Here is a 23634-nt window from a genome sequence, read left to right on the forward strand (position 1 = left end):
GAAAATACGTCGAGCGAAAGTTGCTCGACGTATCGTTGTAATTGTTCATTCGTCATTTCGGCGGAACCAGTGTCAAACCAATCCGTCCCCGCTCTGGTTCAACATTCGTCACCCAGACCGTCACGATATCCCCAACAGCGACGACATCAAGTGGATGTTTGACACGCTTACGACTGAGCTTCGAGATATGAATCAAGCCATTCTCTTTCACTCCGATATCAACGAACGCACCAAAATCAAGAACATTGCGGACCGTTCCTTGGAACTCCATCCCGACTTGGATCATATCCATCGATAGAACATCTTGACGAAGTAACGGTTTATCGAGCGCTTCCCGTGGGTCACGCCCTGGACGTTGTAACGCTTCGATGATGTCACGTAGTGTCGGTTCTCCGATCTCGAGCGTCTGTGCCATCTCCGGTAATGACAATGTAGACAATTGTTCCCGCACCGCATCCGTTCCGACTTGTTCCAGCGTTAAGCCTAATGTCTTAAATAACTTCTCAACAGTTTTGTACTGTTCCGGATGGATCGGCGTCCGATCGAGCGGATGCGTCCCTTCTAAGATACGGAGGAATCCTGCTGCCTGTTCATAGGCCTTTGCACCAAGACGAGGGACTTTCAATAATTCCTGACGCGTCTTGAACGTTCCAAGTTCCGAGCGGCGTTCAACGATTTTTTTCGCTGTCGCCTTCGTGATTCCTGCGACGTAACTCAAAAGCGGTTCTGACGCTGTATTAACATCAACTCCGACTTGGTTGACGACCGTTTCAACGACAAAATCAAGTGTCTCCTTCAGTTTCGTTTGCGAGACATCATGTTGATACTGACCGACTCCGACAGACTGTGGATCGACTTTAACGAGTTCAGCCAACGGATCTTGCAGGCGACGCGCAATCGAAATCGCGGATCGTTGTTCGACCTGAAGCTCTGGGAACTCGGTCCGGGCAATCTCTGAAGCGGAATAAATACTTGCTCCTGCCTCGTCGACGATCGTAAAGGCGATATCTTTTTGTCCCTTCATCCAGTCCGCAACGAATGCTTCTGTTTCCCGTGAAGCTGTTCCGTTCCCGATCGCAATCAATTCGATCCCGTATGTATCGACGAGCTGTGAAAGGGTTTGACGTGCTTCTTTCGCTTTTTGCTCTGACATCGTCACGTAGATGACGCCGACTTCCTTCATCTCACCTGTCGGATCGATGACCGCCCACTTACACCCTGTCCGGTAAGCCGGATCAAGACCTATCATGACTTTCCCTTTCATCGGTGGCTGCATGTAGAGTTGGCGGAGATTCTTACCAAAGACGTCAATCGCTTGGAGCTCTGCCTTTTCCGTCAGTTCATTTCGAATTTCGCGTTCGATGGCAGGAAAGACGGATTTTTTATAGCCCGTCGTGATCGCCGCTTCGATGATATCACGTTTCTTTGGCGCCAGTTGTGCGTATGAACGAAGCAATGTGGGTAAAACCTGTTGTTCCTCTAACACCACTTTCACAGAGACGATTTTCAATGCTTCCGCACGGTTGATCGCCAGAATCCGGTGCGGAACGATCTGTTGAATCCGCTCACTGTAGGCATAATACTGTGCAAAGACACCTTTTTCATCAACTGCATCCTTTTTCTGTTTCGTGACGATTTCTGCTGAACGGCGCATTTGCTTACGAATGAACTCACGCACCGTCGCTTGTTCGCCCCATTCCTCGGCAATGATCGATTGTGCTCCAGCAAGTGCTTCTTCCGGATCCAGCCCATTGCTTAAGCGTTGGAATGTCGCTTCATCATAGGCGGACTTGTTGCGGAACCAGTCAGCAAGCGGTGCAAGTCCTGATTCCCGTGCGATTTCTGCCTTCGTCCGACGTTTTGGTCGAAATGGTAAGTAGATATCTTCGACTTGCTGTAACGTCGTCGCTTCTTCAAGTGTTCGACGAAGTTCCGGAGTCAGTGCACCTTGTTCCTTAATCTTTTCAAGGACGTCGCTCCGTCTGCTTTCAAGTTGCGTTAATTGTTTATGTCGATCGAGAATCGCTTTGATCGCGACCTCATCGAGTTCACCTGTCTGTTCTTTTCGGTAGCGGGCGATGAACGGAATTGTACCGCCTTCTTCCGTCAATTGTAAGACTGCCTTCACTTGCGCAGGACGTACATTCAATTCACTTGCGATTCTCTTTTCCATCTGCTTCACCTCTCATTCATTATACCGAAGAACGCATGGAAAAGAAAAAAGACTGACACGAGGTCAGTCTTTTGAGAATACTTCATTTGGTTCAACTTTGATCGCTTCACGCAACTTCTGCAAAGCGCGTCGTTGAAGACGGGAAACGTGCATTTGTGAAATGCCGAGTAGTTCGCCCGTTTCTTTTTGACTCATATTGCGGTAGTAGGCACATTCGAGAATCGAACGCTCGCGGTCCGTTAAGACAGCAAATGCCTTTTCAAGAATCAGACGTTGATCGACGGAGTCGTAGCCGTTTTCTTGATTCCCGACGAGGTCGAGTAACGTAACGGTACTACCTTCCTGATCTGCCTCAATCGAACTATCGACGGATAATGCTTGATAGCTTTTACCCATTTCAAGTGTTTCGAGGACTTCCTCTTCCGATACTTCAAGACGCGCAGCAATCTCATCGATACGCGGAGAGCGTTGTAACTCCGTCGTCAATTCTTCCACTGCTTTCTTGATTTTCGGCCCGAGTTCCTTGATGCGACGTGGAACATGGACGCTCCATGTCTTATCGCGGATGAAACGTTTGATTTCACCGATGATCGTCGGAACAGCAAATGACTCAAAACTGCGACCGAATTCTTTATCGAAGCGGCGAAGCGCTGCGAGCAACCCAATCATGCCGACCTGAACGAGATCGTCATGAATCGGTCGACCACGCGAGAACTTCCGGGCCAAAGCTTCTACCAAGTCTGAATAACGCTCGAGTAATGCCGCATGCACTTCCTCATCTTGGTCGTCCTGCTGATACAAATCAATCAGTCGAAGTACTTCATCATCACTGTGATGGCGTTGTTGAGACTTTGCTGGCACTTTGACCCACCTCATCTCTATTCATATATTTTGTCATATGGACAGTGACGCCGTTCGCTTTCTCGATCGTTACTTGATCCATCAATGCTTCGATCATCAAGATACCGAGTCCTCCTTCATGCAAGGAGTCGAGATCGTGTGAATCTGTAATCGGTTCACTCTGGCGTTTGACCTCATCTTTATCGAACGTAATGCCGTTATCTTTGACGACAATCTCAAGACGATCGTCAGGGTAGACGTTGCATGTCAAGGCGATGTTACCATCTTCTTTTCCTTCATACGCATGTTGAACGGCGTTCGCACATGCTTCTGAGACAGCAATCTTGATATCTTCGATGTCATCATACGTATATCCCATCCGATTTGCGACGCCTGAAACCGTCAAACGGGCGATGGCTACATATTCCGGTTTTGCCGGTAATGTCATGTTTAGTTGTTCGTTGTTCATTGCGTTCCACCTCGTACACCACTATCAATAGTAATGATGCTTGAAAGACCTGTGATCTCAAATAGACGACGGATGCGTTCAGAAACGCCAACGAGCGTGAACGATGTACCGTTCTTTTTCGCTGCTTTGAGTGCACCGACGAACACGCCGAGACCTGTTGAATCCATGTAGTGTACTTCATCCAAATGGACGATGACGTCGTTCGTTTCAACTGCCGGGACTAATTCTTGGCGGAGTTTTGGTGCTGTATACGTATCAATCTCACCTGCGATATAAAGATGCGTCTGACCGTCTAGCTGCTCTGTTTTAATTGTTAAATCCATCTTCAAGTTCCTCCTCAAGGAAAATCTGTCTATGTGGTCTTTCTATTTATCCTACCTCATCCTTTTATAAAAAGGTCACTTGGGTATGTTTCCCCATATAGAAAACTTTGAAACCTATTTTATAAAAAAAGAGGTCAAAAAAAGTCGCATACGCTAGTATCGACTCTTCTTGTGTTGCGCCTCTATGTAAGTGCCTAAAAATCAACCAAGCCTAAGCTGATTGCGACGGCACTATTTACTTTCATCATCGTGTCTGGATCTAGATGTGTGACTTTATCCGTTAGACGGCGTTTATCAATTGTCCGGATTTGCTCAAGTAAGATGACCGAATCACGTTCTAATCCGTGTCGCTCTCGATATACTTCCACATGGGTCGGTAGTTTGGCTTTGTCGATCTGTGCCGTGATCGCAGCCACGATGACTGTCGGGCTGAATCGGTTACCAATATCATTTTGTAGAACAAGCACGGGACGAACTCCCCCTTGTTCCGATCCGACCACAGGTGACAAATTTGCATAAAACACGTCGCCACGTTTGACTATCAAAGCTTACACCCCGCTTACTTGACGTAGGAGTGAGAACTCCGCCTCCGTTTCAATCTGGAACATTTCGCCAACGATCGATAAATTGATTGCTGCCATTTCTTCGTAACCACGCTTCAATTCCTCACGTAGCTGACGCTTGCGTTCTTCGGTCGTATGGTTCGACTTCATCCCAATCGTCTCCTTCGCTACATTTCGCTCAACAAACTGCATTTCCCGTTGTTGGACCAAGATAATGGCACCTCCAGATTCACTGAAACCTTAACGAACGACTCACTTTCTACTTCAATATATCAGTCGAATTCAGAAAATACAATCAAAATTCAAACAAATAACATATTTTTGCCATCTTATTGATGTCTTGTACGAATCATTGACGCGGAACACGCTTCGAGAATTGACAGAGAACTTCATAGTTGATCGTCCCGAGCCAATGTGCCGCTTCCTCGATTGGTGCCCCTTCTCCAATCAAGATGACTTCCGTTCCGATCGGATATTCCCGCGGTAAACGAATCATGAGCCGATCCATGCAGACACGACCGACGATTTCGCACGGCAGACCGTCTACGATCAACGAATAACCTTGGAACTTGCGTGACCAACCATCCGCGTAACCGATCGGAACGGTACCGATCCATTCATCCGTCGGCGCGGTATAGGTCGCTCCGTAACTGATCGTTTGACCCGGTTCGACTTGTTTGACTTGCATCAGACGACTTTTCAGTGAAAACGCTGGTTTTAAGAATTCGTAATGTCCTGCCATCTCGTCGGACGGCATTGCACCGTATAACGCGATACCGACTCGAACGACGTTAAACGGCGCTTGACCTGCTAAGCGAATCGCAGCCGCCGAATTGGCACAGTGGACGTAACGGATATCCGGTACTAGTGCGACATACGATAAAAACGTTTCGAGCTGGCGTTCGAATAACTGACTACTCAGCTCGTCAGCAGTCGCAAAATGCGTATAGATGCCTTCTAGCTCGACGAGATCATCATCACATTCAGCAAGAATTCGCTTCAACTCATCGACGTGTTGCAGTCCGAGTCGTCCCATTCCCGTATCGATCTTGATATGCAAGCGGAGATGATCGATTTCCGTCAAATGACGTTTCGCTTCCTGAAGCCAATCGGCTGAAAAGACAGGCACGGCGACATCATAATTCGAAGCGACTGGTGCATGTTCTGGTAGTAAGGCTTCAAGCATCAGGATTGGTGCTTGGATCCCCGCTTCTCGTAACTCGATCGCCTCCTCGAGGAGTGCGACAGCGAGTAAGTCGGCTCCGTTCTCAAGAGCGATCTCAGCGACTGTCACTGCCCCGTGACCATAGCCGTCCGCCTTGACGACCGCCATCACCTGTTGTTCGCCCATCCGTGTTTTGATTTCGCGTATATTATGTGCGATCGCTTCCCGATCGATTTCAATCCAAGTTGGTCGGTACATCCCATTCCCTCTTCTCTAATAAGACTTGCGCAGATGCATAATGTTCTGAATGTGTGATCGAGACGTGGATGACGCCATCGAATGGTCCACTCATGATCGGTCGCCCCGTCTCATCGTTTAAGATTTCAACGTCTTGCCAAGAGACTTCTTTTCCGACGCCGGTTCCGAATGCTTTGACGAACGCTTCCTTTGCGGCGAAACGTCCAGCGAGATACTCGATACGACGGTGTCCCGAGAGCGATTGAAATCGTTCCTGCTCTGCCTGCGTCAAGATTCTTCCTACAAAACGTGGCTGGCGCTCAAGCGTTTGCTCGATTCGATCCAGTTCCACTAAATCGATTCCAATTCCATAAATCATCCAAGGCGCCTCCACAGTACTATTCTTCGCCATCTTCATATAGAATGAAGATGAAGCGAGGTGTTGTCATGTTTAGTCGAACGGAAAACCTACAAACGTTCACACGTTCTTATCCGGTCGTTTCGTTGTTCATTTTAATCCAAGTCGCCCTGTTTGTCATCGAACAGTTGGGCCCACTCCTTAATCTGACATTCTCTCCTCTAAATGCAGGGGCATCCATCAATCTCTTAATCGAACAAGGTGAATGGTGGCGTGTCGTCACAGCAACGTTCTTGCATTACGATTTTTGGCACATTGCGTTCAATACGTTTGCTCTCGTCATCTTCGCTCCACCGCTTGAGCGGATGATCGGTCATGGTCGATTTGCTGCCTTTTATTTGCTCGTTGGTACGCTTGCGAACATCTTGACGTACTTCACGAAAATCAATGAACCGTTTTATGGGCAAGCTGGAGCATCTGGTGCCATTCTTGGTTTGCTTGGTTTTTATGTCTACTTGAGTCGCTTCAAGCGGACGGTCATCATGGCAGACGATACACGTCTTGTGTATATTTTCACTGCGGTCACGGCAGTCTTTACGTTGCTTGGATCGAACGTCGCTGTTTTTGGTCACTTGTACGGTTTCGTCCTCGGATTCCTCTTCGGATTCGTCTTCGGTAATCGTGCCGTTCCATTCACACGTCCGTTCCAAACCGGTCGTCGTACGAGCGGTGGTCCTGTCTTCGTCAGCGGTTCTGGTCAACTCGGCCGTGTATTCTTCTACATCATCATCGCGTTTGCTGTACTCGGATTATTCTTCCGCTACTTGTAAACCGGCATAAAAAAGGGACTCACGCTTTTAGCGCGAGTCCCTTTTTTAGCTTATTTGCGAAGAACTTCTGCCAAGTCCTTCACATCATCAATCAGGTTATGGATCGTTTCCTGATTGTCCGTATAGAGTGCTTTTAATTCTTCAAAACGTCCTTTTGGATCTTGTTTGACAGCAGACAATTGTGTTCCTGCACCGCTGAATGTCCGTTTCACTGCTGCGAACTGCGCTTGACGCGTATCTTTATGCAGTAGTGATAAAGTAGCGCCGACGAGTGCGCCACCAAGTGTTGCTACGACAAAATAGTTCTTCTTCATCTGTTAGTCCCCCTGCATCTCACTCATTTGTTGGTGGTACGATTTGATACCGTTTCATGACGGGAGAAGGCGCGAACGACTTCCCTGCCTCTTCAGCATACTGGTCTACTGTGAGACGTTCAACTGATTTTGCATAACGAGCCCCGTCCCCTGTCTCATGGAACTGAATCAATAAGGCAAGATCCGTTCCCTTCTCGACACGTCCAATCCGAAAGGCCTGGAAGCCGCCATATTCTGCTCCGACAACTTTCGGATTCGACATCACTTGATGTACGAATAGATCCCCGCTATTTTGATCTGCCGGAATCGACCAGTAGAAGAGACTGCCTTCATCCGAAAAATTGCCACGTGATTCGAGCAACGTGTAGGTATTGCCACTTTGAAAAGGTGATTTCGAGTCCGTCTCCATCCAGAGGATGGCATCACCGCTTCCGCTAGCGACACGAATATGCGCATCACGGGGACGAATTTGTTCAACAAACGAACCGCTACCGAATGTAATCGAAAGTTTAGATGGCATCACAGGCCTCCGCAAGTTGAAAGTCTTTTTCCGTCAATCCGTTTTCATCATGAGTCGTCGCCGCAAGTGTAACGTTTTTATAGTCGATCACGATCCGTGGATGATGATTCAAGTTTTCAGCGATACTCCCGACTTCCTGTACGAAATCCAGTGCTGCAGGAAACGATGCAAGTGTATAGGTCCGGACGATTTCATCATCCACGACACTCCAATCCTGCAACCGCTCAAGACGCTCTTCCACTTCATACTCATTCAACCTAGCCATCCCTTTCTCCTCCTCTACTATCATTTTCGTCCTATACCTTATACCCCATTCTTTTACTTCTCTATACCTGTTTGTATCCGATTTCTTCCTTTTGCCTTCTGTGTGAGATAGAGTACAATGTGAAAGAGAACACTAATTCAAAATCGGAAAGGGGCTTACGCATATGCGCGCTCTGATTGTCATTGATTACACGATCGATTTCGTTGCTGACGAAGGAAAGCTGACTTGTGGAAAACCAGGACAAGCGATTGAAGATCGAATTGCTACGTTGATGGAGGAGTTTTCAACGGAAGATTACGTCGTCATCGCCAACGATATTCACGAAGAAGGCGATACGTTCCACCCGGAAACCGTCCTCTTCCCGCCACACAATATCCGCGGAACACACGGACGCGATTTGTTTGGAAAAGTCGCAGACATGGCCCGGGTCGCCGATCACGTCATCGACAAGACGCGTTATAGTGCGTTTGCCGGGACGGACCTCGATTTACGCTTTCGTGAACGCGGTATCCGCGAAGTCCACCTCGTCGGTGTCTGTACGGACATTTGTGTCCTTCATACAGCTGTCGATGCCTACAATCTCGGGTATCGTATCGTCGTCCATGCTGATGCGGTCGCAAGCTTTAACGCGACGGGTCACGACTGGGCGCTTACACACTTTAAACAATCGATCGGCGCAGAAGTCGTCGGCGAATAAGAAGGGATCTGTCCGTCATGTTACAACGTAATCTTGCACTCCATACCGATCTGTACTTACCACGGTGGATGTATATCTATTGGAAAGAAGGACGTCATAATGAACGCGCCGTTTTTGATGTTTACTACCGTTCGAATCCGTTCGCAGGAGGCTATGTCGTCTTTGCGGGTCTCGAAAATATCATCGAGTATATTCAAACACTCCGTTTCACGGAAGAAGATATCACGTACTTGCAAGAGATGATCGGCTTCCCGGATGAGTTCAAGGATGAACTGCGTCAGTTCAAGTTCAATGGCTCAATCTCAAGTGTCAAAGAAGGCGAAATCGTCTTCCCGAACGAACCACTGATTCGGATCGAAGCACGAATCTTTGAAGCAAAACTCTTACAGACTGCGATTCTGAACATTGCGAACCACGAATCGCTCATCGCGACGAAATACGCACGTATTCGTCAATCGGCTCCCCGTGCGAAGTTCCTCGAAGCTGGTGCTCGTCGCGCGCAAGGAATCGATGCCGCTTACTTCGGAACGCGTGCTTCATACCTGGCTGGTTTTGACGTCACAAGCCTTGCTTCAGCAGGACGCGACTTCGGTATCCCGTGTGGTGGAACGATGGAGCACGCCGACATTCAATTCCACGATGACGAATTGACGGCATTTCGGACATTCGCTTCTCATTATCCGGATCAGGCGACATTACTCGTCGATACGTACGATACGCTCAAGAGTGGTCTTCCGAATGCGATCACGGTTGCGAAAGAACTCCAAGCTAAAGGACATAAACTACGCGGCATCCGAATCGATTCCGGTGACTTATCCTACTTGTCAAAACGTGCCCGCAACATGCTTGACGAAGCCGGATTCCCGGAAGTCGATATCGTTTTATCGGGTGACCTCGATGAATACGTTATCCAAGACTTGCGCATCCAAGGTGCCCAAGCCAATACGTTCCTCGTCGGAACACGTGGCATCACGGCCTACGAACAACCGGCTCTTGGGATGGTCTATAAACTAGTCGCGCGTGAAGTAGATGGCGAGCTCGCACCCGTCATTAAAGTATCCTCGTCAAAAGCCAAGACGACGACGCCTCACATCAAGGAAGTCTATCGCATCATCGATCCGGTGACGGATAAGTTCAAAGGGGACTACGTGACGTTGATGGACGAAGATCCGTCGACACTTGAAGCTGTCGACCTCATCGACGTCCGGGACCCATCGTTCCGAAATCGCATCGAACAGTTCAAGGTCGAGCGGTTACTTGAACCAATTTTCAAAGATGGAGAACTGGTCTATACGGTCCCAACGATTGAAGAAAGTCGCCACTTCCACGAAACACAGATCGGTCGTCTCTGGGAAGAGTACAAACGGCTGCGTTTGCCAGAGATTTATGCTGTCACATTCAGCGATCGTCTCTGGAAGCTCAAACTCGACATGATTCGGGATACCCGCCTGGCGAGTGGTTTAAAATAAGACACCAAAAAGCGCCGTTCCTCCTCAGGAAGAACGGCGCTTTTTCTCATGTTAATCCTGCTTCGTTTCCGACAGGTGTCATTTCTGTTGGCGCTTGTTCCATCTTCTTACGAAAGTACCACGCGAAGCCGAGTGCACCTCCGATGAAGACGATATACGTGATGCGTTGACCGAATTCAGCTAAGGAATCCGCGTAGAAAATACTGATTAAATGATCACTTCCACTAATGAGTAGCAAACAGGCAATCAGGAGCGCAATGCGATATGCAAGCGTCGGGCGGTCTGTCGGTTCAGCATGCCAATACATGATGATATGGTGGGCAAGTAGAACGATACCCAGGATTCCTAATATTCCAATGAGTACTTGCGGCATAATGAACGATCCTCCTGTTTAGTAGTATCTAGTCTTATTTAAACATAGTTCATACGAATTTCGTCAGGAAAAGTTTCCCGTCCCCCATTCCTCACGGTATACTGTAGGAAAATCGTAATCGATCAAGGGAGGGCATTTTTTCATGAAAACCTTTAAGTTATGCACGTTACGCATTTTAATGGACGAATCAGGACGTGATACGACGATTCCCGTCGCCATTCAGGACGGATTGACGGTCAGTACCGAACAGACGGCACAGTGGGTTGCAGAAATCGTCGTTCCTCCGATGGATCAGCCGATCGTCGATGAATTGTTCACAAAACATTTACGTGCTTTGATTGAAATCACGATCTCACGACCTGATAATGATCCTGCCGCGATGATCGTCACGCCCCTTGAACGGACTGCCTTAAGCGAACACGTCTCGTATGTCTTCACGGGTAAGATGGTCATGATGAAGAATGATTTATCTGAATCAATCCTACGCGAAGTCGTCGAAGATGGATTCGCTGGCGAAGAACTCGTCCAAGAATATAAGGATCGTCGTTCGAAGCGCGGCGCGCATATTACGAGCATTGCAAAGGAAACGTTCAAGCAGTATCTAGCAGAACACCCGAAAGCGCCAGTCTCTTAAGGTTTTTCGACCTCGTCCGTGATGTGATCCGCTACGTTGATTCGATCAATCGTATAGTGATCCGTATATTGGACATAATTCGCACACGCATTTTTCAAAGGTGTCCGGTAACTGAACGTTGCATCAATCGATGATAAAGCTGCCTTAATCGTATGCGAGTGACAGACGATCAAGATCCGTTTGCCCGCATGCATGCGTGTCACTTCCTGTAGCGCCTCGAACACGCGATCCTGGATGTCTTGTTCCGTTTCGAGACCTGGCACAAGTGTCGTATCGTTCGCTTGAACGGCCTCGTAAATCGCTGCGACCGGTTCACCAGAGGCGGCACCGAATTCGCGTTCGACAAGTCGCTCGTCTGTCGCCGTAATCGTCAAACCAACAGCACGCCCGATGATTTCCGCTGTCTCAACAGCACGGGACAACGGACTTGCTAATAAGATATCCCATTTTTCATTCGCTAGATAAGCGGCGCTGAGTTCCGCTTGTCTTCTTCCTGTTGCATTCAACGGTATATCTTCTCTTCCTTGAATCCGTTCGTTTAAGTTCCAATCCGTCTGACCATGCCGCACTAAACAAATTTCAGTCATGTCTCTGTCTCCCTCATTTAAGAAATATGACTGATTGTATCATGTTTTCCATTCGGAAGTTGTCGCGGTGGCAACAGTAGCACCTGACAGGTGAAACGTTCAATTCGTTCGAGCAATCGCTCGATCTTCAATGGATTTTCCGTCTGAGCAAAACTGGCAAGCGAATGGGTACCGTTCGGAAAAGAAAATAAACGGACATCAGCTCCGACATCGGCTCCTTTTTCGACGAAATGGAGTGCTTGCGAAAAGGGAACGATTGGATCTTTTTTGCCATGCAAGAGCATGATCGGTGGGGCATCCGAAGATAGGTGTGTGACCGGTGAGACGTGTGTCATCAGCTTGCGCCATTCTTCCCGTCCACCCTTATAGAACTTAATGTGGGCGATCCAAGTCTGAATGAAATTAAACAATAAAAAATTCGTCGGCGGATATAAAGCGATGACACCACTGATCAATGGCATGTGGCGTTCATCACGCTCTCCGACAAAAGCAGTTGGGGCAAGTGCCGTTGTCAACATGAGTGCGGCTCCGGCAGAGTCTCCCCATACCATCATCCGTCCTCTTAAGATACGAAGGTCCTCTGCTTCCTTGTTCAAAAAACATAACGCATCCCGTACATCCTCGAGGTTATCCGGAAAATAACTGCCCTCTTCGAACAAACGATAATCGATGCTACAGACGGCAACTCCGAGTTCAAGTAGGCGGTCGACGATTGGACTAAAGCAGAACATATCGTCCCGTTCTCCACGAACGAATGCACCACCGTGTGCGTAGATGGCAATTGGAAATGGTCCTTCCCCCAGCGGATAATAGAGATCGAGCTGTAAGGTGCGGTCCCCCACCTGTTTATAGATGAGTGTCCGCGGTGCAAGTTGTTTTTCTGTGAGTGGCAAGGCGGGTTCGGTCCACCGAAGTAATGCACCGTAATTGTTCCAGATGCTCGCTCCCGCTGCTGCTGTCGTCAATAATGCAGCTCCCCCCATTAGCCATGCAGTTTCACGTTTCACTTGATCACCTCCAAAAAGACGTGCCAGTTTCTTCACTTTATTATCCTTCTACCCCGTTTTAAAAGATGTCGAACGTCTCGGTATTCCTACTTGACGCTTCACCAGCGTTCCGCTATAGTGAGAAAGTCCAAATCGGAATAGTTACGTTTTAATAATGGAGGTATCATATAATGAAAAAAATCATTCCTGCTTTAACGGTCGCCTTCGCAAGTGCAAGTATCCTCGCCGCTTGCGGTTCGAATACCGATTCATCGACTTCAGATAAAACCCAGACAGAAGTCTATACATCGACGTTCGCGACGGCTGCTATTGCCCGCGAAATCGGTGGTGATCAAGTCGACGTCAAGATGATCGTCCCACCTGGAGCCGATCCTCACTCTTACGAACCAACGTCAAAACAACTCACTGAGATTGCTAAGGGAGACTTGTTCCTTTTGACAGGTACGACACTCGAGCCGTATTCGAAAAAAATCCAGGAGAGCCTAAAAGGCACGGATGTCCGCTTCGTCGAGACGAGTAAGGACGTCAACTTACTGGAATCGGATGCTACACTCCATGCACATGAAGAAGAAGGGCATAGTGAAGACGAACACGCTCACGAAGAAGAAAAGCATGATGATCATGCAACGGATGAACATGCGCATGAAGAAGAAGGTCATGAACACGGAAAATACGATCCACACGTCTGGCTCGATCCTGTCAACGCAAAAGCAATGGCACGCTCGATTACAACTGCCTTATCAAAAGAAGTACCAAAAGACAAAGCAACATTCGAGAAAAACTTAAAAGCGTTCGATCAGCAAGCTGATGAATTGGACGAACAATTCAAACAAGCGGTCGCTGACGGATCGAAAAAAGAACTTCTCGTCACACATGCCGCATACGGTTACCTCGCAGAACGATATGGTTTCACGCAACTACCGATTGCGGGTATCTCGCTGTCAGATGAACCGTCACAAAAGCAACTGGCTGCTTTAGTGAAAGAAGCACGGATGCATGATTTGAAATACGTCGCGTTCGAAGAGACGGTCTCACCAAAGGTCGCACGTGTCATCCAAAAAGAAATTGGAGCTGAATCCGTGACGATCCATAATCTAGAGTCAGTCACGAAGACGCAACAAAACAGCTCTTATTTTAAATTGATGGAAGAAAACGTCCAGACGTTAAAACAAGCACTTCAGTAAAGTACAGTTGACACGCGTTACTCAATGCGGTACGGTAAGAAACGTGTTTTAGACAATTGAATGACTTCTTTTTATCGCGAGAAACGGAGGGACTGGCCCAATGATGTTTCGGCAGCGGACGATTTAATTCGTACTGTGCCAAATCCAGCAAGCGAAAGCTTGAGAGATAAGAAGAGCGTCTTTATTTCATAAAGACCTCCTTCTTTCTTGCGAAGGGGTCTTTTTTTGTATCTTTGAGAAACGAGGTGTCAACAATGAATGAAACGATCACGCCTAACAAATGGGCATTGCTTCCTCTCGTCGTATTCCTGGTCCTCTTCATCGGAGCCGGGATCTTCTATGACGACTTTTACAAATTTCCGATCCTTATCGCCGCATTGATCGCTTTGATTTTTGCTGCAATCACGACGAAAGGATCCATCAATCAAACGGTCGAACGAATCGCAACGGGTGCCGGAAATCCCGATATCATGATCATGGTCTTCATCTTCTTATTAGCCGGTACGTTTTCTGGAACGGCAGAAGCAATCGGTGCCATCGATGCGACCGTCAATGCTGCTTTGACGTTCCTACCTCCGTCATTACTGATGAGTGGTCTGTTCATCATCGCTGCCTTCATCTCGATGGCAATGGGAACATCGACTGGAACGATTGCTGCACTCGCGCCGATCGCCTTCGGTATTCATGAAGCGACAGGCATCAACGTTGCGATCGCAGCGGCTGCTGTCGTTGGTGGATCGATGTTCGGCGATAACTTGTCGTTCATCTCAGATACGACGATTGCTGCCGTCCGTACCCAAAAAACGAACATGCGCGATAAATTCCGGACGAACTTCATGATCGTCCTACCGGCTGCTATTTTGACGGTCATCCTACTCGCATTCGTTTCTGGTTCTGGTGACGTCGTCGAAGCAAAAGCATTTGAATTCTACAAGTTGATTCCATATCTTGCTGTCATCGTCCTTGCACTATTTGGCGTCAATGTCATCCTTGTCTTAATTGGTGGTACGTTACTCACCGGCATCATCGGTATGATTGATGGTAGTTTCGGCTTGAGTGGCTTCGTCCTCTCGATGTCTGAAGGAATGATGGGCATGGCGGAAATCTCCATTTTGACGCTCCTCATGGGTGGTCTCGTCAGCTTGATCACGTTCAACGGTGGAATTGCTTACTTGAAAGAGACGCTGACACGCAAGATTTCACAGCGTCGCGGTGCCGAATTCAGTATGGCGGCACTCGTCAGTGCAACGAATCTTGCGACAGCAAACAATACGATCTCGATTCTCGTCGCTGGACCACTGGCAGCTGAAATCGCCGATACGTATGAAGTCGATCGCAAGAAATCAGCGAGTATCCTTGATATCTTCTCTTGTGGGATTCAAGGCATCATTCCGTATGGAGCACAACTATTGATTGCAGCAGAATTGACGAAAACGGCTTCTCCTGAACTGATTCCGTATCTGTTCTATCCATTCCTCCTCTTCGTCTGTGGATCAATCGCCATCTTCTTCGGCTTGCCACGCATGAAGAAGACAGCGACGAAGCAAGAAAAAATTTCTTCGTAACCATAAAACAGGTCCAATCGCGTCGACGATTGGACCTGTTTTATTATTTTTTCTGCTTCGCTTGTCGTTCTAAGATGAAGTAAGCAATTGCCGGAAGCGGGAATTGAACAAGTCCAGCGCCTCCCCAAACCCATGGATTACGTCCTGATTTTCGCGCACTAAGAAATAGACCCACTGCCTGCGTTACTAACAAGGCGCCAATACTAAGCCAAGTACATTTGGATAACTTTTTATTCTTTTGAGCCATCTTTTCTCCCCCTCTTTTAACACACGATTAAATCTCATGGTTCTTTTCTATTTTACCGTATTTTATTCCTCCATGAGCATGGAAACGGACGTCTTCGTTCGTTCATGCTAAACTAAACGAGCAAATCTAAACTACGTTTTATGAGGAGGAGTAACACATGCAATACGCAAAACTTTCAAACGGTATTACGATTCCCCAAATCGGATTCGGTGTCTGGCAAGTAGACGAAGAAACAGAAGCACCAGCTGCTGTCGCTGAAGCACTACGTGTCGGCTATCGTCATATCGATACGGCTGCTGTCTATAAAAACGAGCGCGGTGTCGCAAAAGGAATCAAGGAAAGCGGCGTGAAACGTGAGGATCTCTTCTTAACGTCAAAAGTCTGGAACGATGATATTCGTGCCGGTCGGACGAAGGAAGCATTCGCAGAATCGCTCGAACGTCTCGAAACAGATTATCTTGACCTTTATCTCATCCACTGGCCGGTCGAAGGCTATATCGAAGCGTGGAAAGCAATGGTTGAACTGTATGAAGCAGGCAAGATCAAAGCGATCGGTGTCTCGAACTTCAAAGAACATCACCTCGATACATTGGCAGAAGAGGGCTTGATGGCACCAATGATCAACCAAGTCGAGTTGCATCCACAATTACCACAACATGAACTGCATGAATACTTGCAAGATCACAACATCCAAGTCGAAGCATGGAGCCCACTCATGCAAGGGAAATTCCTCGAAATCAACGACTTCAAGGAAATCGCAGAGAAGCACGGCAAGACACCTTCACAAGTCGTCTTACGTTGGCATCTCGACAACGGCATCGTCGCTCTTCCAAAATCCGTTACACCAGAACGCATTGCGGAAAACTTCGACGTCTTTGATTTCCAACTCGATGCCGATGATCTTGAGAAAATTGACCGTCTGGCAACGGATGTCCGCCTCGGACCGGATCCGGACGAAATCGATTTTTAATCTGACGATTCACGTAAAAGAGAACGTCTTCCATATGAAGTCGTCTTGATTCATCTGAACGACGAGAGACCCGTTTCCAGTCTACGACTTGGAAGCGGGTCTCTTTTTTATGATTTTAGCTGATCAGACATAATAAATTAAAATCGTATCTTCCGCTTCTTCTGCCTTTTGAAAATAGGCGCGTAAATCGGCGAACTGTTCCCAGACATCCTCGAATTCGCCCGGTGTTCCGGCTTCATCATGAATCGAAGCGAGTGCCCGTTGATCAAAATTCCGCATCACCTCAGCCGAGATGATGAGGAGTGGCAAGGGAAGAATGCCGACGATCGCCGCTTTCTCCTCATTGACAATCAACTCTTCGCCAACGATGGCTCGTCCCAGGTTGTAATGTGTGTCTTGATCAATATAGATATCGATTTGATTCATCAAATGATAGATGGCATTCGTCTGTTCGAGAGCAAATAATTGTTCATGATCGGGTTGTGTCTCATGAATGAATAAAATCCAGTCCATGATGATGTGGGGATCGTTTCCGAACGACTCCCAGACCGCATCCGTGACGCGGACGAAATGTACGTTTTCCATTCTCCCCCTCCCTTCTGTACTCTGTATTCCCTTTTTAAATTCGTTCTATACAAAAAAAGAGCCAGATTTCTCTGACTCCCTTTCCTTAGATCGCTTTTTCGTCTTTTTCTGATTCTTGCCATGCTTCAAGCGTATCTTTCCCTGGCAAGTTCGGAATCGAGTCCGCATAGAATCGTGGCTCTTTTCCAGCTTTTCGTTGCCCGACATAATCTTCGAGCGCCAGTTTCGCGATTTTTGAAAGACGGAAGATCGCGTACAAGTTAACGATCGCCATCAGCCCCATGAAGATATCTGCTAAAGCCCACACGAGGTTCGCCGATTCAACGAGTGAACCGAAGACGATCATGACGAGAACGAGCACACGATATGCCATCAAGACTTGTTTATTTTCACGGATGAAGTTGATATTCGATTCACCGTAGTAGTAGTTTCCGACGACGGAACTAAAAGCAAAGAGGAAAATCGCGACGACCATGAATCCTGTCGCGAGTGATCCAACTTGTGATGCGAGCGCACCTTGTGCTAAGTCGATCCCAGCTACCGGTTGACCACTAGCATCTTTTGTTGCCACTCCACTGACGAGAACGATCATCGCTGTCGCTGAACAGACCATCAATGTATCAACGAAGACCGCAAACGATTGAATCAATCCTTGTTTGACTGGGTGAGAGACTTCCGCTGTTGCCGCTGCGTTCGGCGCTGAACCCATACCGGCTTCGTTCGAGAACAATCCACGGCGAATCCCGTTCAAGAGCGCTGCCCCTACTGCACCACCTGCGAGCGTCTTGAATTCGAATAGACCTTCTTGGAAGATCAATTTAAAAATACTTGGCAGTACTTCAAGATTCGTCGCCATGATGTAGAGCGCGATCAGGATGTAACCACCTGCCATGATTGGTACGAGGAACGACGCGACAGTTGCGATGCTACGGACGCCACCAAAGATGACGAGTGCCGTCAGCACGACCAGTCCGACCGTAATCCATGTCTTATCAAAGCCATATTGATTTTGAAGTGAAAGCGAGATCGTATTCGATTGAACGGAATTGAAAACAAATCCGAATGAGATCGTAATCAAGATACTGAATAAGATCCCTAACCAACGTTGACCGAGTGCTTTCTCCATATAATAGGCAGGACCCCCACGCCACGCCTTATCATCACGTACCTTATAAATTTGAGCGAGTGTACTCTCGACGAATGCCGATGCCGATCCGATCAAAGCAATCAACCACATCCAGAAGACCGCTCCTGGTCCACCGAGTGCGATTGCTGTCGCGACACCTGCGATATTACCAGTACCGACACGTGCTGCCGTACTGATCGCAAATGCTTGGAATGGCGACACGCCATCTTTCCCTTTATCCGTTCCTTGGAACAGTAAGCGTAACATCTCCGGTATCATCCGGAATTGAACGAACCGCATCCGGAATGTAAAATAAACGCCTAATCCGACGAGTAAGATGATCAGTACGTTTGTCCATAACATGTCACTGATTCTACTGACTACATCCATTACCTGCTTCTCCATCCGATTCCCTCCACTTCCACCACATAGTTTCTCTTTTTAGATGTAAACTTTTTTCACATGTGAATTATCATACGCAATTTTTTTTGAAAAATCAAACTCATCTATACCGCAGACTACAAAAAACGTGTTAAACCTCACATCAGATGTCAGGTTTAACACGTTTTTATCAAGCATTTTTGAATTAGATGAACAAGTTCAGGTTAGCACCATCCGTTGCACCAAGGTAACTAGCGACACCACCGTAATCGATATCATCCAGTAATTCCTCTTTCTTGATGCCCATGATATCCATCGACATCGTGCAGGCGATCATGCGGACACCCGCTGCTTGCGCTTTTGCCATCATCGTCTCGAGTGCATCAACTTGTTTATCCTTCATGACCTTTTTCATCATCTTTTGACCAGCGCCTGCCATGTTCATGTTCGAGAGCGGTAATTCTCCGGCATGCTTTGGCATCATCATGCCCATCATCCGTTCAATGCCGGCTTTCTCGACTGCCGGTGCGTCTGGTTTTCGAATGACGTTCAAGCCCCAGAACGTAAAGAACATCGTCACTTGTTTCCCCATCGCTTGTGCACCTTGCGCGATGACGAAAGACGCAAGTGCTTTATCGAGATCACCACTGAAAACGACCATCGTCGCATCATCCGCTGGATTGACTTGAACCGGAGTTGTAGCTGATGTCTCTCCTTGTCCTTTTTCAAGCAAGACCTCGACGACCCCTTGATTCATCTTAGCTGAATGGACCGTGTGTCCTAGTTTTTTCGCCCATGCTTGAACGTCTGGCAAGAATCCTGGATCCGATGCCTTGACGAAAATTTGCTCGCCGTCCGTCATCTGATCGATTTTTGTTTTCAGCTCTAAGATTGGACCTGGGCACTGTAAGCCGCACGTATCGAGCAGTGTCACTTGTTCCGGTGCAGTTTTCGTTTTTGGCTCACGTTTCGTTACCGTCACAGCTGTCTCCTCCTTCGCCTGGCTTCGCGCTTCTTGATCGCGATGCACGACCGACCATGTTTTGTAGCCGCCGCTTAAGTTTTTCACATCATAACCGTGTTGTTGCAATAGTTGGCTCGCAACATATCCACGTAATCCGACTTGGCACGTCACATAGATCGTTTGATTTTTCGGCAGATCATCCAACTTCTCACGTAACGTTGGTAACGAGATATTGACCGATCCCGGAATCGAGCCTAACTCGTTTTCCGATGGTTCACGGACATCGAGTAACAAACCGCCATTTGCGACAATTTCATCGATTTCGTGCCAATGAACGTTTTCACTGTCACCAAGCACGATGTTCGACGCAATATACCCTGCCATGTTGACCGGATCCTTCGCTGAACTATACGGTGGTGCATATGATAGTTCAAGATCTGGTAAATCAAGCACTGTCAATCCACCTTTGATCGCTGTCGCGAGGACATCGATCCGTTTCTCAACACCTGTCATACCGATTGCCTGTGCACCGTAAATCGTTCCTTCGATTGGATCAAACAATAGCTTCATCGAAATCGGACTCGCCCCTGGGTAATACCCTGCATGCGATCCCGGGTGGAGATGAACGGCTTCATAACGTAGACCAAGCTGACGTAATCGTTTTTCATTGTTACCGGTCGAAGCGACCGTCAAATCAAAGACTTTTGCGACTGCTGTTCCGAGCGTGCCGCTGTACCGAACGTCGCGCCCAGCGATGATGTCAGCAACGAGGCGTCCTTGACGGTTTGCTGGCCATGCGAGCGGGACGTGTGTCGCTTCCTTCGTGATATAATCTTTGACTTCAATCGCGTCGCCAATCGCAAAGATTGATAGATCGGATGTCCGCAGTTGATCGTCGACTTGAATCGTCTGTTTGATGCCAAGCGTTAAACCAGCATCTGCTGCGAGCGTGCTCTCCGGTGCAACACCAATCGATAGGATGTTCATCTCGGTTTCGATCACGCGTCCACTTGTCAGGACGATGCGGCGACCTGCCTCTTCAAAACGAGCGACGCCATCTTCTAGAATCAACTCGACGCCTTTCGCACGAAGATGTTCATGAACGATTGCTGCCATTTCTGGGTCGACCGGAGCCATGACTTGATCTGCCATCTCGACGAGGGTGACGTGCGCCCCACGTTCGACGAGGTTTTCTGCCATTTCAAGACCGATGAATCCTCCACCGATGACGACTGCTCGCTCTGGACGCGTCGTATCAACGTATTCCCGCATCCGGTCCGTATCTGGAATGTTCCGTAATGTAAAGACGTTCGTTGCTTCTTCAAGTCCTGGAATGTTTGGACGAATCGGTTTTGCGCCTGGAGAAAGAATCAGATGGTCGTACGATTCATCGTATTCTTCACCCGTTTCGACGTTGCGGATCGTGACCGTCTTCGCTTCACGGTTAATCCGAATCGCTTCCGACAAATTACGGACATCTAAATTAAACCGTGCGTGCATGCCTTCCGGCGTTTGGACGAGTAATTTATTGCGATCCTTGATAACGTCTCCGATGTAGTAAGGCAGTCCACAGTTCGCGAACGAAATCTCTTTTCCCCGTTCAAGCAAAATGATTTCTGCCGTTTCGTCAATCCGCCGCAGTCGTGCTGCTGCCGTAGCGCCACCTGCGACGCCACCTACGATGATCGTTTTCATCTGATGATTCCTCCTTGAGTTTCTATCTGTCACCTAATATACCCTGTTAGGTATGTCATTTCAAGTCAATTGCTCGCAAATTCACAAACAAGACATATCTCTGCTCTTTTGTATTTTCTTCCTATATTAACGGACATTAGTTGCAATTCCTTCTGAAATGCTTGAAACTGAATTTATAGTATATAAAGGGGGATTTTGCAATGGACCAGGAACGTAACTCGAACGAATCAAACGAGAACAATAAAGTGACACCGATTCACCAAGATCGTCAACCCGAAACAAACGAGCAAGGAATCGCGCCACAACAGCAACAACACTTGGAAGCTTTCCAAGCTTTCCTCGTTGAAAAAGGGATTCCAATGGAAGCGCGTGAAAATGAGACACACGTCTTCTTCATGACACAAGAAAAAACACCTGCTGGAGCAGAACCGATGATGATGATCGTCTTCAGTAAAACGACGACAGATGTCGAATTGTTCGCTCGTACGGTGACACACGTACCAGACGGTGTCGAGGATCTCCCGATCCTTAACGCCATCAACGACTTCAACCAAGAGTTCAAATACTTCCGCGTCGTTCTCGACAGCGACCGTGATGTCACGATCGCATCAACGATCGATCTCGATCATGGCTTCAACCCAGCTGCGATCTTCGGACATTCTGTCATGATGTTCCAAGCATCAGACGAAGTCTACACGTATTTGACAAAACTGTACGAACAGTTCTAATTTCTCATTTAAAACGGCTTTGGAGCCCTGCTCCGAAGCCGTTTTTTTCTTTAAAGTTCAATTGACAATGAGAATTATTCTCGCTATAGTTAGATTTGTGAAAACGACTACATGACGGAAAACGTCTTATTAATTCTTCTGGGGGAATCACGATTATGAAAAAACGTTTAAAAGTAGCTTCTATCTTCATGGTAGCTGGTATCTTGGCTGCCTGCGGTTCGAATGAAACGGATACGACTGCACCGAAAAAAGAGAAAACGGAACAGTCGACCGAAACAAAATCAGCAGATGCGGGGATTGCTGCAACGACACTGACAGATGAATTGACGATCTTCAGCTCAATCAAAACAGAACTCGACAAAGCAAAAGAAGGACAAACAATCGATTGGAAGATGGTCACGACAAGTTATGAATCGAAACTAAAAGGTGGTGTCGAGACGACAGCACCAGAAATCGAACAAGTCATCCAGTCTGCTTTAGCAGGTGTGGAAGCAAAGGATCTCGATGAGAACATCGCTCGTCAACTCGTTGATAAAGGTCTACAATCGTATTTCTATAAATTACAAAAAGCAACACAAGCAAAAGCCGAAGAAGCACTCGTCGCCGGTAAACCAGAAGCTGCAACAGAAGCACTTAAGGATATCGAAGCAATGGCGAAGACTGTCTTCATCCCGACTGCAGAAAAACGCGACGCGAGTTACGGCTTCAAAAACGAAGACGCCATCGCTCAAGCGATCACATCAGGTCTTGCAGCGCAGCAAGAAGCCATCGATGCGAAAGAAATCGGTGACTTCAACGTCGCCAAACAAGTGACAGATAAATCAATTTATCGTTCCTTCTATTTAGCTGCACTCGGCTACGCACAAAAAATCGAGGATGGAGCAAAAGCAGGTACGGATGAAAAAGAATTACAAATGGAGCAAGCAGAAGGATATGGTTTCCTCCTTGCGATCGAAGAATCATTAGCAGGCGGAGACGAAGAAGCTGTCAAAACGCTGAAAGAGCGCTATGATTTCTCAAAAACAAAGCCAGCTGACGTCTCTTACAAAGAAATCGAAGGATTGTTCGCAAAAGCGTTGACGGAAAAAGTCGACGGTTATCATGAAGAGGCACAAGAAGCGATCGAGAAGAAAGACGTCGATACAGCACGTGTAGAAGCAATGGAAGCGAACATGTTCGTCGTTGCGATGAAACCGACGCTTGAGAACCGTCTCGGTAAAGAAAAAGCAGCACAAGTCGCAAAAGACGCAAACGAATGGTTCGCACTCGTCGAAAAAGGTGATGTCAAGGCTGAAACGACAGGCGAACGGATCACAGACGCACTCGAACCACTTAACTAAGAAAGAAATGGAAACGGAGGGATAA

At 47.6% G+C, this 23634-nt stretch carries 28 protein-coding genes and 1 riboswitch (1 of these 29 only partly in view); of the genes, 9 read left to right on the top strand and 19 right to left on the bottom strand.

Features of this window, described 5'->3' with window-relative positions; translation table 11 throughout:
* From ESP131_RS00965 to acpS, 9 genes are all read right to left on the bottom strand, one after another.
* Positions 1-56, bottom strand: partial view of a SprT family protein gene (locus ESP131_RS00965; protein WP_069940066.1) — the beginning only. The gene continues 385 nt to the left of window position 1, outside the view; 56 of the gene's 441 nt are visible here — the first part of the coding sequence; it begins with the start codon at positions 54-56; the stop codon falls past the left edge of the window.
* On the bottom strand, positions 53-2173 hold the full coding sequence (locus ESP131_RS00970) for a Tex family protein (RefSeq protein WP_069940067.1): 2121 nt from the start codon (positions 2171-2173) through the stop codon (positions 53-55). Before ESP131_RS00970 ends, ESP131_RS00965 begins: the two co-directional genes overlap by 4 nt.
* 63 nt (positions 2174-2236) lie before the next feature.
* Entirely contained in the window at positions 2237-3034 is a 798-nt protein-coding gene (gene sigB / locus ESP131_RS00975) for an RNA polymerase sigma factor SigB (protein WP_023469620.1), read from the bottom strand.
* Positions 3000-3482: an anti-sigma B factor RsbW gene (gene rsbW, locus ESP131_RS00980; protein ID WP_029342840.1), complete on the bottom strand. Its 483-nt coding sequence runs from the start codon at positions 3480-3482 to the stop codon at positions 3000-3002. The genes sigB and rsbW overlap by 35 nt, the downstream gene beginning before the upstream one ends.
* Positions 3479-3805 (bottom strand): STAS domain-containing protein, encoded by a 327-nt coding sequence (locus ESP131_RS00985; RefSeq protein WP_029342841.1) that lies wholly within the window; start codon positions 3803-3805, stop codon positions 3479-3481. The genes rsbW and ESP131_RS00985 overlap by 4 nt, the downstream gene beginning before the upstream one ends.
* A gap of 194 nt (positions 3806-3999) precedes the next feature.
* The gene (locus tag ESP131_RS00990; protein ID WP_023469623.1) at positions 4000-4350 is read right to left on the bottom strand and encodes a type II toxin-antitoxin system PemK/MazF family toxin; all 351 of its coding nucleotides are present in this window, start codon (positions 4348-4350) and stop codon (positions 4000-4002) included.
* 3 nt (positions 4351-4353) lie between these two features.
* Positions 4354-4578: a hypothetical protein gene (locus tag ESP131_RS00995; protein WP_023469624.1), complete on the bottom strand. Its 225-nt coding sequence runs from the start codon at positions 4576-4578 to the stop codon at positions 4354-4356.
* Between the two features lie 139 nt (positions 4579-4717).
* On the bottom strand, positions 4718-5791 hold the full coding sequence (alr, locus tag ESP131_RS01000) for an alanine racemase (RefSeq protein WP_029342842.1): 1074 nt from the start codon (positions 5789-5791) through the stop codon (positions 4718-4720).
* Positions 5769-6149 carry a holo-ACP synthase gene (acpS, locus tag ESP131_RS01005; RefSeq protein WP_029342843.1) on the bottom strand — a complete coding sequence of 127 codons (381 nt, stop codon included), beginning with the start codon at positions 6147-6149 and terminating at the stop codon, positions 5769-5771. The genes alr and acpS overlap by 23 nt, the downstream gene beginning before the upstream one ends.
* 68 nt (positions 6150-6217) lie before the next feature.
* Between acpS and ESP131_RS01010 the strand changes: the two genes are divergently transcribed.
* Complete coding sequence (locus ESP131_RS01010; RefSeq protein WP_029342844.1) at positions 6218-6958, top strand: rhomboid family intramembrane serine protease; 741 nt, start codon at positions 6218-6220, stop codon at positions 6956-6958.
* Positions 6959-7008: 50 nt separating this feature from the next.
* Here the strand turns inward: ESP131_RS01010 and ESP131_RS01015 are convergent, their stop codons facing one another.
* From ESP131_RS01015 to ESP131_RS01025, 3 genes are read right to left on the bottom strand one after another with little or no spacing between them, the layout of a single operon-like run.
* Positions 7009-7272, bottom strand: a complete 264-nt coding sequence (locus ESP131_RS01015; protein WP_023469628.1) for a hypothetical protein — start codon at positions 7270-7272, stop codon at positions 7009-7011.
* A gap of 19 nt (positions 7273-7291) precedes the next feature.
* Positions 7292-7792 carry a hypothetical protein gene (locus ESP131_RS01020; RefSeq protein WP_069940068.1) on the bottom strand — a complete coding sequence of 167 codons (501 nt, stop codon included), beginning with the start codon at positions 7790-7792 and terminating at the stop codon, positions 7292-7294.
* Positions 7782-8057 carry a 4a-hydroxytetrahydrobiopterin dehydratase gene (locus ESP131_RS01025; protein ID WP_023469630.1) on the bottom strand — a complete coding sequence of 92 codons (276 nt, stop codon included), beginning with the start codon at positions 8055-8057 and terminating at the stop codon, positions 7782-7784. Before ESP131_RS01025 ends, ESP131_RS01020 begins: the two co-directional genes overlap by 11 nt.
* Before the next feature lie 163 nt (positions 8058-8220).
* Between ESP131_RS01025 and ESP131_RS01030 the strand changes: the two genes are divergently transcribed.
* Positions 8221-8754, top strand: coding sequence for a cysteine hydrolase family protein (locus tag ESP131_RS01030; RefSeq protein WP_029342846.1), 534 nt, complete (start codon positions 8221-8223; stop codon positions 8752-8754).
* Positions 8755-8771: 17 nt separating this feature from the next.
* Complete coding sequence (locus ESP131_RS01035) at positions 8772-10223, top strand: nicotinate phosphoribosyltransferase (protein WP_029342847.1); 1452 nt, start codon at positions 8772-8774, stop codon at positions 10221-10223.
* A gap of 46 nt (positions 10224-10269) precedes the next feature.
* Here the strand turns inward: ESP131_RS01035 and ESP131_RS01040 are convergent, their stop codons facing one another.
* Positions 10270-10596 carry a hypothetical protein gene (locus ESP131_RS01040; protein WP_029342848.1) on the bottom strand — a complete coding sequence of 109 codons (327 nt, stop codon included), beginning with the start codon at positions 10594-10596 and terminating at the stop codon, positions 10270-10272.
* A 142-nt stretch (positions 10597-10738) separates the two neighbouring features.
* Between ESP131_RS01040 and ESP131_RS01045 the strand changes: the two genes are divergently transcribed.
* A complete protein-coding gene (locus ESP131_RS01045) occupies positions 10739-11230 on the top strand; it encodes a YwpF family protein (protein ID WP_029342849.1) in 492 nt (163 codons plus the stop codon).
* Here ESP131_RS01045 and ESP131_RS01050 read toward each other — a convergent pair.
* Both ESP131_RS01050 and ESP131_RS01055 read right to left on the bottom strand, forming a co-directional pair.
* Positions 11227-11817, bottom strand: coding sequence for a histidine phosphatase family protein (locus ESP131_RS01050; protein ID WP_047390754.1), 591 nt, complete (start codon positions 11815-11817; stop codon positions 11227-11229). The two genes, ESP131_RS01045 and ESP131_RS01050, sit on opposite strands and share 4 nt — an antisense overlap.
* A gap of 17 nt (positions 11818-11834) precedes the next feature.
* The gene (locus ESP131_RS01055) at positions 11835-12824 is read right to left on the bottom strand and encodes an alpha/beta hydrolase (RefSeq protein WP_051656363.1); all 990 of its coding nucleotides are present in this window, start codon (positions 12822-12824) and stop codon (positions 11835-11837) included.
* A gap of 170 nt (positions 12825-12994) precedes the next feature.
* Here ESP131_RS01055 and ESP131_RS01060 point away from each other — a divergent pair, with 170 nt between their 5' ends.
* Positions 12995-14008, top strand: coding sequence for a metal ABC transporter solute-binding protein, Zn/Mn family (locus ESP131_RS01060; RefSeq protein WP_069940069.1), 1014 nt, complete (start codon positions 12995-12997; stop codon positions 14006-14008).
* Positions 14009-14076: 68 nt separating this feature from the next.
* Positions 14077-14181, top strand: a riboswitch (SAM riboswitch).
* 81 nt (positions 14182-14262) lie between these two features.
* Complete coding sequence (locus ESP131_RS01065) at positions 14263-15573, top strand: Na+/H+ antiporter NhaC family protein (protein ID WP_029342853.1); 1311 nt, start codon at positions 14263-14265, stop codon at positions 15571-15573.
* Positions 15574-15616: 43 nt separating this feature from the next.
* On the opposite strand, the gene ESP131_RS01070 is transcribed toward ESP131_RS01065, so the two are convergent.
* On the bottom strand, positions 15617-15820 hold the full coding sequence (locus ESP131_RS01070; protein WP_029342854.1) for a hypothetical protein: 204 nt from the start codon (positions 15818-15820) through the stop codon (positions 15617-15619).
* Positions 15821-15977: 157 nt separating this feature from the next.
* Between ESP131_RS01070 and ESP131_RS01075 the strand changes: the two genes are divergently transcribed.
* Entirely contained in the window at positions 15978-16790 is an 813-nt protein-coding gene (locus ESP131_RS01075; protein ID WP_050678472.1) for an aldo/keto reductase, read from the top strand.
* A 123-nt stretch (positions 16791-16913) separates the two neighbouring features.
* On the opposite strand, the gene ESP131_RS01080 is transcribed toward ESP131_RS01075, so the two are convergent.
* The 3 genes from ESP131_RS01080 to ESP131_RS01090 all read right to left on the bottom strand — a co-directional run bounded on the left by ESP131_RS01080 (position 16914) and on the right by ESP131_RS01090 (position 21541).
* Positions 16914-17375 (bottom strand): hypothetical protein, encoded by a 462-nt coding sequence (locus ESP131_RS01080; RefSeq protein ID WP_023469641.1) that lies wholly within the window; start codon positions 17373-17375, stop codon positions 16914-16916.
* A gap of 85 nt (positions 17376-17460) precedes the next feature.
* Positions 17461-18906, bottom strand: coding sequence for an alanine/glycine:cation symporter family protein (locus ESP131_RS01085; RefSeq protein WP_069940070.1), 1446 nt, complete (start codon positions 18904-18906; stop codon positions 17461-17463).
* A gap of 181 nt (positions 18907-19087) precedes the next feature.
* Positions 19088-21541, bottom strand: coding sequence for a CoA-disulfide reductase (locus ESP131_RS01090; protein ID WP_069940071.1), 2454 nt, complete (start codon positions 21539-21541; stop codon positions 19088-19090).
* 200 nt (positions 21542-21741) lie between these two features.
* Here ESP131_RS01090 and ESP131_RS01095 point away from each other — a divergent pair, with 200 nt between their 5' ends.
* A complete protein-coding gene (locus ESP131_RS01095) occupies positions 21742-22269 on the top strand; it encodes a type III secretion system chaperone family protein (protein WP_023469644.1) in 528 nt (175 codons plus the stop codon).
* A gap of 155 nt (positions 22270-22424) precedes the next feature.
* Positions 22425-23609, top strand: coding sequence for a hypothetical protein (locus ESP131_RS01100; RefSeq protein WP_029342859.1), 1185 nt, complete (start codon positions 22425-22427; stop codon positions 23607-23609).
* Positions 23610-23634 lie beyond the last annotated feature (25 nt).

The sequence above is a fragment of the Exiguobacterium sp. U13-1 genome, from assembly GCF_001750115.1.
In the GTDB taxonomy this organism is placed as follows: Bacteria; Bacillota; Bacilli; order Exiguobacteriales; family Exiguobacteriaceae; genus Exiguobacterium_A; species Exiguobacterium_A acetylicum.